Source organism: Amycolatopsis jejuensis (assembly GCF_000717335.1).
GTDB classification, from domain to species: domain Bacteria; phylum Actinomycetota; class Actinomycetes; order Mycobacteriales; family Pseudonocardiaceae; genus Amycolatopsis; species Amycolatopsis jejuensis.
This window is the reverse complement of the sequence record NZ_JNYZ01000066.1, coordinates 1-14,083: the sequence shown is the minus strand read 5'-3', so window position 1 is coordinate 14,083 and position 14,083 is coordinate 1. Positions and strand designations below refer to the sequence as shown.

Here is a 14,083-nt window from a genome sequence, read left to right as displayed (position 1 = left end):
CTCGTCGGCAGCGTCAGATGTGTATAAGAGACAGTGGGTGGGTGGGGGGCAAGGCTGGCTGTGAAGGGAACCATCACGGAATGTAGGTCCGTGAAGGGAACCATGAGGGAATCTGATTCCGTGATGGTTCCCTTCACGGACCGGCGGGCCGGCGGGCGGGGGGTCAGGCGGCCGGGGCCTTGGTGAAGCGGGCCGGGTCGAAGCCGTGGGCGGCCAGGTCGAAGAGGCGGACCGGGAGGTGGTGCAGGCAGGTCTCCTTGTCTTTTTCGCTGATGTCCAGGTCTCGCCACTTTGCGGTTTCCGTGCTGTTGTTCGTCGGCAGGTCGGTGGACATCATCATCCGGTCCGCGCCAAGGCGGTCGATCAGCCACGCCGTCCGGCCGGGGCTCGTCCAGGCTGAGTCCAGGACGATGTTTTGGCATTCGCTTGCGGCTACCCAGGCGTCTTCGGCGTAGATTTCCATTCCCGAGTGTGCGGCGATGAAGGTGACGTCCGGGTATTTGCGCGCTGCCGGGATGAGCATTGACGGCAGTGCCCATGGTGCGCCTGGGCCGGTGTGGCACATCACCGGCAGGCCGAACTCCTGTGCTACCTCGAAGATGACGTCCCCGCGCGGTGACGCGGGTGAGCCGCCGTGGTGCATCGGGTGGAATTTCATGGCCACGAAACCATAATCCTCGACGCAGCGCTTCGTTTCGCGGTGTACTGCGGCCGAGCCCAGTTGCGGGCGGATGCAGACCGTGCCGAAGATGCGGCCCGGATGACGCTGTGCCAGGCGCGCGATGTCGTCGTGTTCGGTGGCGTGGTCTTCGACGCTCGGTAAAGGCAATACGATTGCCGCGTCGATGCCGTATGCGTCCATTCCGCGGATCAGGGACTCTCCGCCGATGTCGCCACTGTCGGAATTCTGGGAATGCCCGATGTGGCAATGCGTGTCGATCACGATCACGATTTTCGCCTCCGTGTCAGGAAGTCCGGTGCACGGCGTAGAAACTGAACCAGCCCATGGCTTTGCCGAATGCCGAGGATTGCACGGCAAAACCGTCCCAGCCCTTGCGGGCGAGGCTGAACTTGTTCTCGGTGAACAGGTTCACGTACGGCACGTCGGCGACCAATTGCGTTTGCACCTCGTTGTACAGCTGCTTTCGGGTCGCGACATCAGTGGTGCTGCCTGCCTGCGCGAGCAAAGCATCGACCTTCTGGTTCGAATACTTCGTGAAGTTACGCGGTCCACCGGTGCCGAAATGCTCGGCGTACGCCGCCGGGTCCGGGCCGTATCGCACGTAATACGTGCTCAAGTCGAAATCGCCGGTACCCAGTTTCGTGAGCCACGTCGTCAGGTCGAACTGCTGCCATTTCACCGCGATACCCATGGCCTTGAACTGCTCGACCAGTACCTGGGCGATCAATGTGCTGTCGGTGGACGGATAGTTGGTCAGCCGCAAGGTGAACCGCGTGCCGTCCGGGCCGGCCGGATGTCCGGACTCATCGAGCAGTTGTTTCGCTTTCGCCAGGTCGAAGTGCGGGAATTGGGCGTCCTTGTTCAGGTACTCCGCGAAACTGCTGATCCCGGCGTTGTAATCCGGTGGCCACAATCCGGCGAATGCGGTCCTGTTGATCGCATCCCGGTCGATGCCGTACGAAATCGCCTGCCGGACCCGCAGATCGGCGAGAATCGAGTTGCGCAGGTTGAAATACACGTCACGGCCGTACAGGGATGGGGTGCGGACTACTGTCGTGTCACCGCCACCGGATTCGAGCTGTTTGATCTGCTGGTAGTTCGACAGCAGGTTGTCCGCGACGAACGGGTACTGCCCGGACTGGAACCCGGCCATCGCGACCTGTGCATTGGTCACCACCACCAGGTTCAGCTTCTTGACCTTCGGCGCGCCGAGGAAGTAGTCCGGGTTCGCCTCCAGGCTCACCTGGCCGCCGCGCTGCCACGACACGAACTTGAACGGCCCGGTGCCGACCGGCTGGGTGTTGGCCGGGTTCTTCGTCCAGTCCGTGCCCTCGTACAGGTGTTTCGGCAGGATCGCGCCGTACCAGTTGCTTGCCTGCGCCAGCAGTGGCACGAACGCGACATTCGGCTTCGCGAAGGCGATCACCACGGTCTGCGGGTCCGGCGCGGTGATCGTGGCCCCGTTCAGATACTGCGCGAGCGGGTACCGCTTCTCCTGGATCGTCTGGTACGTGTACACCACGTCAGCCGAGGTCAGCGGCTTGCCGTCGTGCCACTTCACGCCCTCGCGCAGGTGGAAGGTGTACGTCTTGCCGTCCGGCGAGGTGTCCCAGCTCTTCGCGAGGTCGGGGTACGCGACGATGCCCGCGGTGGCGCCCCAGTCGAGGTCGACGAGCCTGCTGTAGATGTTGCCCGCCGGGTACCAGGCTCCGGTGTCGTTCTGCCAGTCCGGGTTGAGGGACTTGGGTTCCGGCGTGAACGGGATGGTGACCGAGTCCGCCGTTCCGCCGCCGCCGCTCGCGCCGGGCGTGGCGCCCGAGGAGCAGCCGGCCGCGGCCAGTACCACCGCGACCCCGAGGACCAGCAGCTTGCGGGAGGAAAACCGTTTCATCGCGCCGTCCCCCATACCTGCTCGAAGACCCGGAGGAAGTTCTCGCCGAGGATCTTGCGGATCTGGTCGTCGGTGAACCCGGCGGCGACCAGCGCCCGGGTGATGTTCCCGGCCTCGGCGGAGTTCGTGAGCTCGCGCGCGCGGCGGTCGTCGAAGTTCCATTTGTACAGCTCCGGCCACGCCTTCGCCGATTCCATCCACGTTTCGCGGTTGATCGTTTCGTCGAAGTCGAGCCCGATGCCCACGTGGTCGATCCCGATCAGGTCGATCAGGTACTGCAGATGGGCCACGAAGGACCCGAGACCCGGCCGCTCGTCGAGGTTGTCCGGGTCGTACAGGAACGTGGACAACGCGGTGATGCCGATGACCCCACCGCCCTCGGCCAGCGCCCGCAGCAGGTCGTCCTGCTTCGCGCGGATGTGCGGAGCCAGCCGGTACGGGTGCGCGTGGCTGAAGATGACCGGGTTGCGCGACGCCGCGATGGCGTCGAATCCGGTGGTGTGCCCGCAATGCGACAGGTCCACCACGATGCCGAGTTCGTCCATCCGGGACACGACCTCGCGACCGAACCCGGTGAGCCCGCCGTCGCGCTGCTCGCCGCAGCCGCCGGCCACCCAGTTCTGCCGTTGATAGGTCAGCTGCATGACCCGGATGCCGAGGTCGTACACCGTGTCCACAGTGGCCACGTCGGTGCCGAGGAATTCGGTGTTCTGCGGTCCGAAGATGACCGCCTCGCGATTCGTTTTCTTGGCCTCGTGGATGTGCTCGGGTTTCGTCGCGAGCAGCACGTCGGCGGGATTGGCCTCGATCCACCGCCGGTATTCGTTGATTTCCCGCAAGGCTTGGGGAAGATCGGCGTTCGGATGGGTGACGGTGTGGTTGGTGGCGGTGATCCCGCCGGTGCGGGCGCGGTCGATGTGCCCGGGTTCGGCCTTCACGACCGACGAGCAGTCGATCACCACCGCTTCCCGGTGCACGCGGACAGCGCGGTTCTCCTGCTCTTCGGTCAGCTCCAGGGGGTAGGTCGGCACAGCGGAACTCCTTCGGTGGGGGGTGGGGTGGCCGGTCAGCGGGTGGCGGCGGCACTCAGCAGCGGACGGCCGCCGAGGTCGCCGGTGAAGCGGCCGTGGTCGAGGGTGACGACCCCGTTCACCACGACGTAGTCCACTCCGGACGGATGCTGGCGCGGGTCGAGCCAGGTGGCGACCTCGGCGAGCGATTCGGTGTTCAGCACCAGCAGGTCGGCGGCCATGCCCTCGGCGACCAGCCCGCGGTCGCCGAGCCCGAACCGCCTGGCGGGCAAGGAAGTCATCTTGCGCACGGCGTCCGGAAAGGACAGCCAGCCCTTCTCGAACACGTGGTGGGTGAGCACGCGGATGCTGTTCACGTAATGCCGGGGATGCGACATGATCGTGTTGAACGGCTCGTGCCGGTACCGGTCGGCGGTCGCAATGGAATCGGTGCCGAACATCACCCACGGCTCGCTGCAGAGCCGCCGGTACTCGTCCTCGTTCACCGAAATCCGTACCGACGAAAGGTCTTCGCCCTCCTCGACGAGCAGGTCGAAGAACACGTCGACCGGTTCGGCACCGCGTTCGGCCGCCAGGGTCTGCAGGTCCTTGCCGATGTCGGAGGCGTTCGGGCTGCCCGGTGCGGTGCCGGTGAGGATGATGTCCTGCCAAGTGCTGAACATCAGCAGTTCCTCGTCGAAACCTTTCTTCGATTGCACTCGCTGCGCTTCCACGCGGGCCCGCATGTCCGCGCGGTACGCCGGATCACGCAGCTTTTCCTGCAGATCCGCCTGTGCCTGCCGGGCCGGGGCGAGGTAGTCGTACACGCCGGGCGGGAACACCGCACGCGGCGCCCACCACGAACCGGCGGTCGGGAACGCCATCATGTCGGCGGTGACATCGACGCCGCGGTCCCGTGCCGCATTCACCGCGCCGATGACCTGGTCGATGATCCCCCAGTTGTCCCGGCCGAAAACGTCCATATGGGACAGTTGCACGGAACAGCCGCTTTCCTCCCCGATGGCAATGGCTTCCTTGACCGACTCCAGCACCGTATTGGTGTAGCCGCGCAAATGACTCGCATACACGCCACCGAATTCCGCGACCACGCGGCACAGTTCGACGAGTTCCGGGGTGGACGCGTAAATCCCCGGTACATAGTCGAGCCCGGTCGAAAGCCCCGCCGACCCGGCAAGCATGGCCTCGCGGATGAGCTTCTGCATTTGTTCGATTTCTTCAGGGGTCGCCGCCCGGTCCTGTTCGGACATCACTGCGTGCCGGATCGTACCGTGTCCCAGCAGCGACACGACGTTGTCACCGAGCGGCCGGGAAGCCAAGGTACGCAGGTAATCCTCGGGCGTGGTCCACGAACCGTCCACGCCTTCCGGGTCGAACATCAACCGCCGCGTACGATCGTTTCGCGGATACGCGGAGAATCCGCAGTTGCCGATCACCTCGGTGGTGATTCCTTGTCCCAGCTGGGATTCCGCCTCCGGGTGAATCGTCAAAGCGAAATCCGAATGCGCGTGCACATCAATGAATCCGGGGACGACGTACCTGCCGGTGGCGTCCAGTTCCCGTGCTCCCTTGCCGGGGATTGTGCCGATCGCCGCGATCTTCCCGTCGCGGATCCCGACGTCGCCGGGGAACCAGGGATTGCCTGCGCCGTCGAGGATCCGGCCGCCCCGGATCACCAGGTCGTAGTCGCTGCTCATAGGGTTTCCTTCCCGTGGTCGGCCAGCCGGTTGCCTGCCGCGGACAGCAGCAACCGCGTGTAGGGGTGGTCGGGGGCGGCGAGGACGTCCTCGGTGGGTCCGGTTTCGACGACCTCGCCGCGGTACATCACCATCAGCCGCTCGGACATGAACCGCGCGGTGGCGAGGTCGTGCGTCACGAAGACGATCGCCAGGTGCAAAGTGGACTGCAAGTCGGACAACAGGTTCAGGATGCTCGACCGGATGGAAGCGTCCAACATGGACACCGGCTCGTCGGCGATCAGCACCGACGGTCCGACGGCGAGCGCGCGGGCAATGGCCACACGCTGCCGCTGCCCGCCGGAAAGCTCGTGCGGATACCGGTCGAGGTACCGCTCCACCGGGGTGAGGCCGACGATCCGCAGCACCTCGCGGGTCCGCTCGGCGCGTTCGGCGCGGCTGCCGATGCGGTTGATGTCGAGCGGCTCACCGGCCGCCACGCGCACCGTATGCCGTGGATCCAGGGACTCGTAAGGGTTCTGGAACACGATCTGCACCTGACGGCGGAACTCGCGTAGTCCCCGCGCCCCGATCGTGGTGACATCCTTGTCCCCCAAGGAAATCCGGCCGTGCGTCGGTTTCTCCAGCAACGCGAGCATGCGGGACACCGTGGTCTTCCCGGCCCCGGACTCGCCCACGATCGCGACCGCTTCCCCGGCCCGCAGCTCGAGGTCGACGCCGTCCACCACGCGGACCGGTGCCCGCCGGGCGAAGAATCCGCCGCGTGGCCGGTACTCCTTGACCAGCCCGTCGGCCCGCAGCACCGTCGTCACGAGACACCCCCGGTCGGTTCGGGTTCGGCCAGCGCTTCCGGGCTGATCCCGGGGTCGGCCGGGAAATGACAGCGGACCAGCCGGCCGCCGGGCTGCGTGGTGAGCTCCGGTTCCTGCTCGCAGCGCGCCACCGCGATCGGGCACCGGTCCCGGAACCGGCAGCCGGTCTGGTCCCCGATCAGTTCCGGCGGGTCCCCGGCCAGGGTGGCGAGCCGCCGTTTCGGCCCGTCCAGCCGCGGCAATGCAGCCAGGAGCGCGGCGGTGTAAGGATGCGAGGGTGCAGCCAGCACCTCCGCGGTCCGCCCGGTTTCCACGATCTGCCCGGCGTACATCACCGCGATCCGGTCGCAGATCGCCGCGATCACGTCCATGTCGTGCGAGATCACCAGCACGGCGAGACCCCGGCGATGGCGCAGCCGGTTCAGCTCACTGAGGATCTGGGCCTGCACCACCACGTCCAGCGCGGTGGTCGCCTCGTCCGCGATGAGCACGTCCGGTTCGGCCACCAGGCTCATCGCGATCACGACCCGCTGCCGCATCCCGCCGGACAGCTCGTGCGGATAGCGCTGCGAAACATCCGCGGACAGACCTACCTGTTCGAGCAGTGCGGCCGTCCACTCACTACTGTCCACAACAGACAGTTGCGGCAGATGCAACCGGGTGAGTCTCGTGAGCGTATCACCAATTCGCGCAACCGGGTTGAGCGAGTTCATCGCACTCTGGAACACCATGGCTATCCGCTTCCACCGGATGTCGCGGCGGAACTGCTCGTCGGTGAGCCCGGTGAGCTCCCGCTCCCCCAGCCGGATCGAACTGCCCGCAGCGAGCCGCCCGCTGTCCGGCAGCATCCGCAGCACCGCCTGCGCCAAAGTCGTTTTGCCACAACCGGATTCACCGACCACGCCGACAGTTTCGCCCGGATGCAACGTGAGCCGTACGCCGTCGACCGCGTGCAGTTCGCCGCGGTGCAACCGATAGCGCACCCCGACGCCGTCCAGTTCCAGTGCTTCGCCGGTCATGCCCGCACCCTCCCCCGCGCTCCGGGCGCGAATGCGAAGGCCAGCCCGTCCCCGGTGAGGTTCAGGCACATCACGGTGACCAGCAGCGCGACGCCGGGCACCACGCTCATCCACACGCTCGACGACAGATATTGCTGGCCCTCGAAGACCATCCGGCCCCAGCTGATCGTGCTGGGATCGCTGAGCCCGAGGAAGCTCAGCCCGGCCTCGGTGAGAATCGCCTGTCCCATGAGGATGGTCGTGTTGGTGATGACCGGCGCGATACCGTTGGGCACGACGTGCCGGCGCAGCAGGTACCAGGACCCGCCACCGGCCGCGCGGGCCGCTTCCACGAACACGCGGGTGCGGTAAGTGAGCACCTGCGAACGCATGATGCGCGCCGAACTCGGCCAGGATGTCAGCCCGATCACCACGATCACCAGCCACAGGCTCGGCCCGAACAACGCGACCACCAGCACCAGCAGGAAGAACGCCGGGATCAGCACGAACACGTCGAAGATGCGGCTGAGCAGATCGTCGAGCCAGCCACCGCGGTACCCGGCAAGACTGCCCAGCAGCACCCCGAGCACGAGGGTCAGCAGCGCGGACGCGACGGCGACCAGCAGCGCGGTCTGGGTACCGGCGACGACGCGGCTCAGCAGGTCGCGGCCGAAGTTGTCGGTGCCGAGCAGGTGCCGGGCGGACGGGCCGGAGAGGATGTCCGGGCCGAACACGGCCGGATCCGGCAGCGGCAGGAGCGGGCGCACGAACGTGAGCACCACCAGCAGGCCGAGGACGACCCCGGACACCAGGCCCGCGCGATAACCCGTGTAAGCGGTCAGAAAACCGCGCGACGCGATCATCGGTACTCCACTCTCGGGTCGAGCCACGCATAACACAGGTCGGTGAGAATCGTGGCGATGAGGACGGTGACGCCGATGATCAGGTACGTGCCGGTGACGAGCGGGATGTCACGGGCCAGGATCGCTTGGTACAGCAGCGTTCCCAGCCCCGGCCAGGAGAACACGGCCTCGGTGAGCACCGCTCCGGCCAGCACCAGCCCGAGGTGCAGGCCGAACACCGTCACGATCGGCAGCAAGGCATTACGCAGCGCGAACCGGAACAGGATGGTTCGTTCGGAAAATCCCGCTGCCCGCGCGGCTTTCACGTAGTCCTCGCGCAGAGTGTCGTGCACCGTGGTGCGGGACAGCCGCAGGTACTGTCCAAGGTAGACAGTGGTGAGCGCGGCCACGGGTAAGATCAAATGACGGAGCACGTCGCCTATGCCGCCGGTGCCGTCGGACATCCCGGACGTCGGCAGTACGCGCAGCCATACGCCGAAGATCAGGATCAGCACCAATCCCAGCCAGAACACCGGAATCGAGTACGAGCCGACGGCCAGCACGCTCAGCACGGTGTCGGTGGCCGAGCCGACGCGCCGCGACAGCCAGGTGCCCAGCACCGTGCCGAGCACCGACGCGATCACGAGACTCGTGCCCAGCAACAGGATCGTGGGTCCGACGCGCTGCCAGATCACGGTGAGCACCGGTGTGCCGTACGTCGAGGAGTCGCCGAGTTCGCCGCGGAGCAGCCCGCCGAGGTAGTGCAGGAACTGCTGCGGCAGCGGCTGATCGAGCGCGAGCCGGTGCCGGACGGCCTCGATGTACGCCGGATCCTGGTTCTCCCCGGCCATGATCCGGGCGACGTCGCCGGGGGCGAGGTGGATCAGCGCGAACTCGATCACCACGATCACGAACAGCACCGGGATCAGCTGCAGCACCCGGCGGAGCAGGTAGCGGCCTATCCGCACGGCGCGCTCACCCGCCCTGGTTCAGCAGCGCGGTGAGCCGGCTGCGGACACTGGTGAGGGAAACGGCGTCGGGCACATGCCGCAGCTCGATGGAATGCGCGCCGGGCGGCAGCATCGACGGCAGCTGACGGCGGCAGCCACTGCCGTAGATCACCGTGTCCGCGTCCTGCACCGCCCGGCTGACCGCGCGCCGGTTGGTCGCGGACGCGCCGGACGGGCGTTTCTCCAGCAGCGTCGTGGTGCTGACCATCTGCGCCATCCAGCCGAGGAACGCCGGAGTGGTGGCGATGAGCGCGACCCGGCTGGACGGCGGGAGCAGGCGCAGTTCGGTGAGCACCTCGGGGTCGAGGTTCATGGTGAGGCCGATGACGTCACCTGCCCGGTCGGCCAGCCGCTCGCGGACCACCCCGTAGCAGTACGGCGTGGTGACGATGGTGCCCGCGCTTTCGATCATCGCGGCCTCGTCGAGCACGTCGGACAGCCGCACCGCGACGACCTGGATGCCGTCGACCTCGAGCTGCTGCTGCAGGCTGTCGGCGAGGAAATCCGCGGAGTACTCGTCGATGAACACGATCCGCTTCGGGTCGCGGGCGCCGCCACCGTCGCGGGCGAGATCCTGCAAAGCGGCCGCGACCAGGGAAAGGTCGAGCCCGAGCTGGGCCGCTTCCCGTGCCACGGCGCCGGCGAAATCGGCGGCGGAGCGGTGCCGCTCGCCGCGGTCGGCATTGCGGAAGAAGTCGACGACGTAGATCCCCTTGCCGGAGACCGTTTCGACCAGGCCCTTCGCCCGCAGCGCCTCGATCGCGCGGCTGACCGTGACGGTGGAGACACCCAGGTCACGGGCCAGATTCCGGACCGAGGGCAGCTCGGCCCCGCGGGGCAGCTCGTTGGTGTTGATGAAGTGCTTGAGCTGCTCGAAGAGCTGCACGTACAGCGACACCCCCGTGTCGCGGTCCAGGGTCAGCTCGACCTCGCCCCCGGCAGGCAACTGGACTAGCACACTCGGAAGCTTCATGCCGACTGTTATAGGACGGTTCGGCGCGCTTGGCTAGCCCCCGAGCCGAGAAAGTTACCTGGACCGGTTCCGGCCGGACCGGCGCGCACTCCGTGAAGGGAACCATGACGGAATCAGATTCCGTGAAGGTTCCCTTCACGGACTTCGCTCGGTCGGGCGAAGCATGGCAGTGGCGTACCATCCGGCAGATGAACCCCGTGCCCGCCACCGGAATCGCCGATCTCGTGCGCCTGCACGGGAAGCGGATGGTGGGTACCACCGACGACGTCGACGAGGTCGTCGGCGCCTGTTCTTCCGCGCTCCGGCCGCACACGCTACGGGTCCACCGGCGGCTGTCCGCGCGGCTCGATCACCTTGCCAGCGGCACGATTTCGCTGAACCGGCTGCAGTACGGCGCGGACGTCACGATCTCGGAAATCGCGCCGGAGCAGGACGAGTTCCTGCTTTCGCTGCCGGTCGGCGGGCGGGCGAGGTTCGCGTACGGCGCGACGAGTGCGGTGCTGGAGCCGGGGACCGCGTCGGTGGTGAGCCCGTACCGGGCCTTCCGGCTCGACCTCGACGGACAGTTCGACCAGGTCGTCGTGCGGCTCGACCGGCAGCTCGTGGAGCGGACCGCCGCGCAGCTGGCCGGTACGTCCGGAACGCTGCCGGTGCAGTTCGATCTCAAGGCGGACAAGCTGTCCCGCGGGGTGCTGGCGCTCGTCGAGGCGTCCGTCCACCTGGCCACCGACCCGCAGCTCGGCGGGCGGCCGTGGCATCTCGAAGCCTTGCTTGCCGAATCGTTGCTGCTCGGCTACCCGAACACGGCGGGCCGAAAACTGGGTGGTACGGCCGAAACGCCGTCGTCCGCGCGGGTCCGGCGGGCGATGGAGTACCTGCAGGCTCGTATTGCAGAATCGTTCCCGCTGGCGGAAGTGGCGCAGCATTGCGGGGTTTCGCTGCGCAGCCTGCAGCTCGGCTTCCGCCGCGAAACCGGGCTGTCCCCCGGCGAATGGCTGCGGATGCAGCGGCTCGACCGGGCGCATGCCGTGCTCTCCGCGGCGGACCCATCGGCGACCACGGTGACCGCGACGGCAACTGCTTGCGGTTTCGTGCATCTCGGCGATTTCGCCGCCCAGTTCAAGGCGCGGTTCGGCGAATCCCCGTCTGCGGTGCTTCGCAAAACCGATGGCGGCGGTTCGCTTCGGCGATAGCTCTGCGGCGGTGTCATTCGCAGACTCGACGCACTACATCGCACCGTCGAGGAGAACTGCCATGGCCTTGTCCGTCGAAGACAAAACCGCGATCATCGAGCTTTCGAACTCCCAGATGCGCGCGCTCGACAACCACGACGTCGAAGGGTGGGTCGGCGCGTGGGTCCCGGACGGGAAGTTCGTGTCCACCTACGGCACCTTCACCGGCGTCGCCGAGCGCACCGAGTTCATCCGCGGCCACATCGCCGCCGGCAAGGAGGACGGCGCCCGGCACCTGCTGACGAACTACGTGGTGGACGGCGACGGCGACACCGCCACGGTCACGTGCATCGTCACCAAGCTCCAGGTCGAGGCGCCGCCGTTCATCATCGCCACCGGGCTGTACCAGGACGTCGTCGTGCGGACGGCCGAGGGCTGGCGGTTCGCATCGCGGCAGCTGGACATCGACCGCGGCGTGTTCGCCCGCGCCGAGGCAGCCGCGGCGGTGTCCCGTGGCTGAGCTGGCAGCGGAGCGGTGGGGAGAATCCGGCCCGCCGATCGTGATGGTGCACGGCAGTCTCAGCTCGGCGGCCGCGGCGTTCGGCGAGCAGAAGGTGCTGGCCGACCGGTACCGGATCATCGCACCGTACCGCCGCGGATACCAGCCCAGCCCGCCCACCGACCGCATCGACCCGGACCGCGACGCCGCCGAAGTCGCCGACCTCCTCGGCGACGGCGCCCACCTGCTCGGCACCTCGATGGGCGGCGTGGTCGCCCTGCGCGCAGCCGCGCTCGCGCCGGACAAGGTCTGGTCGCTCACCGTGGTCGAGCCGCCCGCATTGCCGAACGGCGCCGGCCGCCCCGAGGCCGACCGCCTCGCGGAAGCCCTGCGCGACCACTGGGCAACGTCCGGCGACAACGATCCCGCGACGTTCGTAGCCGGTTTCCTGAAGGTCCTGAACGTCGACCTGCAGCTACCCGACCCCCTCCCGCCGCCGCTGCTCGAAGCCGCCCGAAACCTGATGACCGAGCGGCCGTGGGAAACGGGCGTCCCAGCGGAAACCCTTGCGCAGACGCCATTCCCGAAGCTCGTGGTAACCGGCGGCGGTACCCCGGGCTTCGAAGCTGTCGCCGACGCACTGGCCGAAACACTGTCCGCCAAACGGGTGCTGTTCCCCGGCAGCCCGCACGCGGTCCAGCGGATCGGCCAGCCGTTCAACGACGCCTTCCTGGCCCACCTCGCAGGCTGAGCCCCGGGGGCCGTCCGGCCCCCGGGTTTTCCCATGCAGGTTTCACCGCAGGCGTGGCGAGGTAACGCTCAGTCGAGACGCGTCCCGAGCCGCCCCCCGAGGAGGAGACATGCATGCACACCGCGGCGACTGGCTGGTCGTGAAGGGATCCCGGGTGGACCTGCCGGAACACCGGGGCCGCATCGTGGAAGTCGGCTCCCCGGACGGCGCCCCGCCGTTCACCGTCCGCTGGCAAGGCGCCGACCACGATTCGACAGTCTTCCCCGGCCCGGACGCCATCGTCCTGACCGACGCCGAACTCACCGCAAAGGACGCCGAGGCCCGCGAACGGGTCGAAGGCCTGGCCGCTTTGCGGGAACCCCACCCGGGAAGCCCTGACCTGCACTGATCCGATGCCGGTCGGCTGGGTCCTGACCCGCGGAGGGTGACCAGACTCCCGGGCATCTGCCCCACGCCCGCCTGACCAGTACGGGCCGGACCTCCTGATCGACGCCCGTCGGCCGAGTTCCGGACCCGCGTCGGTCGACCGGGGTCCCGAGCTACGCCGGTCGACCCAGTTCCCGAGCTACGCCGGACGACCATGCTCCCGGCCACCTGATGCGACGTCGAAACCCCGCCCGAGTCCGGTTGGCCGGGAGCCTGACCGACGCCGGTTGGCGCTGCTTCCGGTGGTGCATGCCTTGCTTGCGGTCCTGCCGGTGCGCGCGTGCGCCTGCGGTGGCTGGATGGGCCGGTCCGCCGCGGGGTAGGTCCTGCGCCCCGTGCCGGGGCTGGGTGTGGTGCCCGCCGGGTCCCTCACGTGGTCGACGACGTGGCGGGTGAGTTCATCGACCGACAGGTCCTTACCCCGGTCTGGCCGCTGGCTGCCCGGACCGGCAACCGGTTACCGGACGGACGGCCAGTGACCGGGAGGGTGACCGGTCACCGGGTGGACGAGCAGGTTTCGTCCACTGGCAAGCGGTTTCGTCGGATGGCAAGCGGTTTCGTCCGACGGTAAGTGGTCTCGCCATCGAGCGAACGGATTCGCCCGGCGACAAGCGAGTTCACCCGATGGCAACCGGGTTTCGCGCGGTGCCACGCGGGTTCGCACGGCGGCAATCGGGGTCGCCCGATGGCAACCAGGTTCGCGGACGCAAGCGGGTTCGCCCGACGACAGCGGATTCGCACGGTGGCAACTGGGATCGCCCGGACACAACCGGGATCGCCCGGACACAACCGGGATCGCCCGGACACAAGCGGGTTCGCCCGGCCGGAACCGGGTCGCCCGGCCGCAACCAGGTTCGCGCGGCGACAAGCGGGGGTCGCCAGGTGGCCTGGTGTTGCGCCGGATCGGTGGCTGGATCCGTGGACCGTCGGGCGGGTTGGCGGCTGGCAGCGGTTCTTGCCGACGGGTAAGCGGGTCCGGGAACCGCCATGCGGTGTCTCGGATCGGCGGTCAGGCCAGCACATCAGGGGGCGGGCTTGCCTGCCAGCCGCCGGTCCGGGTGTCGGTGGTGGGCTCTGTGCAGGCGGGCACCGACTGGGCGGCTGGGCAGGGCAGGTGTTCCCGCCGGGGTCACCAGCGGGCTGCGGTTGGCGCATGGGGTAGCTGGCCTTGATGCCGGTGACCCGGCTGGCATTGGAGTCGGGGTGGGTTGCGGGGTGGGTGGTGGGTTGGGTACGGGTGGTGGGTTGTGGGCGGTGTTGCGGAGGGGTTTTTGTTCGGGGTCGAGGATTGTGGGTGGGATC

13 protein-coding genes are annotated in these 14,083 nt (G+C 67.8%); 4 read left to right on the top strand and 9 right to left on the bottom strand.

The genetic code is table 11. The annotated features are described in order from the left end of the window. Positions 1 to 163: 163 nt before the first annotated feature. The 9 genes from OO71_RS45430 to OO71_RS48115 are packed head-to-tail and all read right to left on the bottom strand — an operon-like array spanning position 164 to position 9,933. Positions 164 to 949 carry an amidohydrolase family protein gene (locus OO71_RS45430; protein WP_033296335.1) on the bottom strand — a complete coding sequence of 262 codons (786 nt, stop codon included), beginning with the start codon at positions 947 to 949 and terminating at the stop codon, positions 164 to 166. A 16-nt stretch (positions 950 to 965) separates the two neighbouring features. Then, a complete protein-coding gene (locus OO71_RS45425) occupies positions 966 to 2,573 on the bottom strand; it encodes an ABC transporter substrate-binding protein (protein WP_162186195.1) in 1,608 nt (535 codons plus the stop codon). Then, a complete protein-coding gene (locus OO71_RS45420; protein ID WP_033296333.1) occupies positions 2,570 to 3,604 on the bottom strand; it encodes a dipeptidase in 1,035 nt (344 codons plus the stop codon). Before OO71_RS45420 ends, OO71_RS45425 begins: the two co-directional genes overlap by 4 nt. Before the next feature lie 35 nt (positions 3,605 to 3,639). Further along, positions 3,640 to 5,298: an N-acyl-D-amino-acid deacylase family protein gene (locus OO71_RS45415; protein ID WP_033296332.1), complete on the bottom strand. Its 1,659-nt coding sequence runs from the start codon at positions 5,296 to 5,298 to the stop codon at positions 3,640 to 3,642. After that, positions 5,295 to 6,110: an ATP-binding cassette domain-containing protein gene (locus tag OO71_RS45410; protein ID WP_051793238.1), complete on the bottom strand. Its 816-nt coding sequence runs from the start codon at positions 6,108 to 6,110 to the stop codon at positions 5,295 to 5,297. Before OO71_RS45410 ends, OO71_RS45415 begins: the two co-directional genes overlap by 4 nt. Continuing rightward, positions 6,107 to 7,129 (bottom strand): ABC transporter ATP-binding protein, encoded by a 1,023-nt coding sequence (locus tag OO71_RS45405; RefSeq protein ID WP_051793236.1) that lies wholly within the window; start codon positions 7,127 to 7,129, stop codon positions 6,107 to 6,109. The genes OO71_RS45410 and OO71_RS45405 overlap by 4 nt, the downstream gene beginning before the upstream one ends. Beyond that, entirely contained in the window at positions 7,126 to 7,971 is an 846-nt protein-coding gene (locus tag OO71_RS45400; protein ID WP_051793234.1) for an ABC transporter permease, read from the bottom strand. The genes OO71_RS45405 and OO71_RS45400 overlap by 4 nt, the downstream gene beginning before the upstream one ends. After that, a complete protein-coding gene (locus tag OO71_RS45395) occupies positions 7,968 to 8,918 on the bottom strand; it encodes an ABC transporter permease (protein ID WP_051793233.1) in 951 nt (316 codons plus the stop codon). Before OO71_RS45395 ends, OO71_RS45400 begins: the two co-directional genes overlap by 4 nt. 7 nt (positions 8,919 to 8,925) lie before the next feature. Next, positions 8,926 to 9,933 carry a GntR family transcriptional regulator gene (locus OO71_RS48115; protein ID WP_084145801.1) on the bottom strand — a complete coding sequence of 336 codons (1,008 nt, stop codon included), beginning with the start codon at positions 9,931 to 9,933 and terminating at the stop codon, positions 8,926 to 8,928. Between the two features lie 188 nt (positions 9,934 to 10,121). On the opposite strand from OO71_RS48115, the gene OO71_RS48110 reads away from it, so the two are divergent. The 4 genes from OO71_RS48110 (at position 10,122) to OO71_RS45370 (ending at position 12,743) form a co-directional block, all read left to right on the top strand. Further along, positions 10,122 to 11,126 (top strand): AraC-like ligand-binding domain-containing protein, encoded by a 1,005-nt coding sequence (locus tag OO71_RS48110; protein WP_162186194.1) that lies wholly within the window; start codon positions 10,122 to 10,124, stop codon positions 11,124 to 11,126. Between the two features lie 61 nt (positions 11,127 to 11,187). Further along, on the top strand, positions 11,188 to 11,625 hold the full coding sequence (locus OO71_RS48105; RefSeq protein ID WP_051793227.1) for a nuclear transport factor 2 family protein: 438 nt from the start codon (positions 11,188 to 11,190) through the stop codon (positions 11,623 to 11,625). Then, entirely contained in the window at positions 11,618 to 12,355 is a 738-nt protein-coding gene (locus OO71_RS45375; protein ID WP_051793225.1) for an alpha/beta fold hydrolase, read from the top strand. Before OO71_RS48105 ends, OO71_RS45375 begins: the two co-directional genes overlap by 8 nt. Before the next feature lie 109 nt (positions 12,356 to 12,464). Continuing rightward, positions 12,465 to 12,743, top strand: a complete 279-nt coding sequence (locus OO71_RS45370; RefSeq protein ID WP_033296331.1) for a DUF1918 domain-containing protein — start codon at positions 12,465 to 12,467, stop codon at positions 12,741 to 12,743. The last annotated feature ends 1,340 nt before the right edge of the window (positions 12,744 to 14,083 follow it).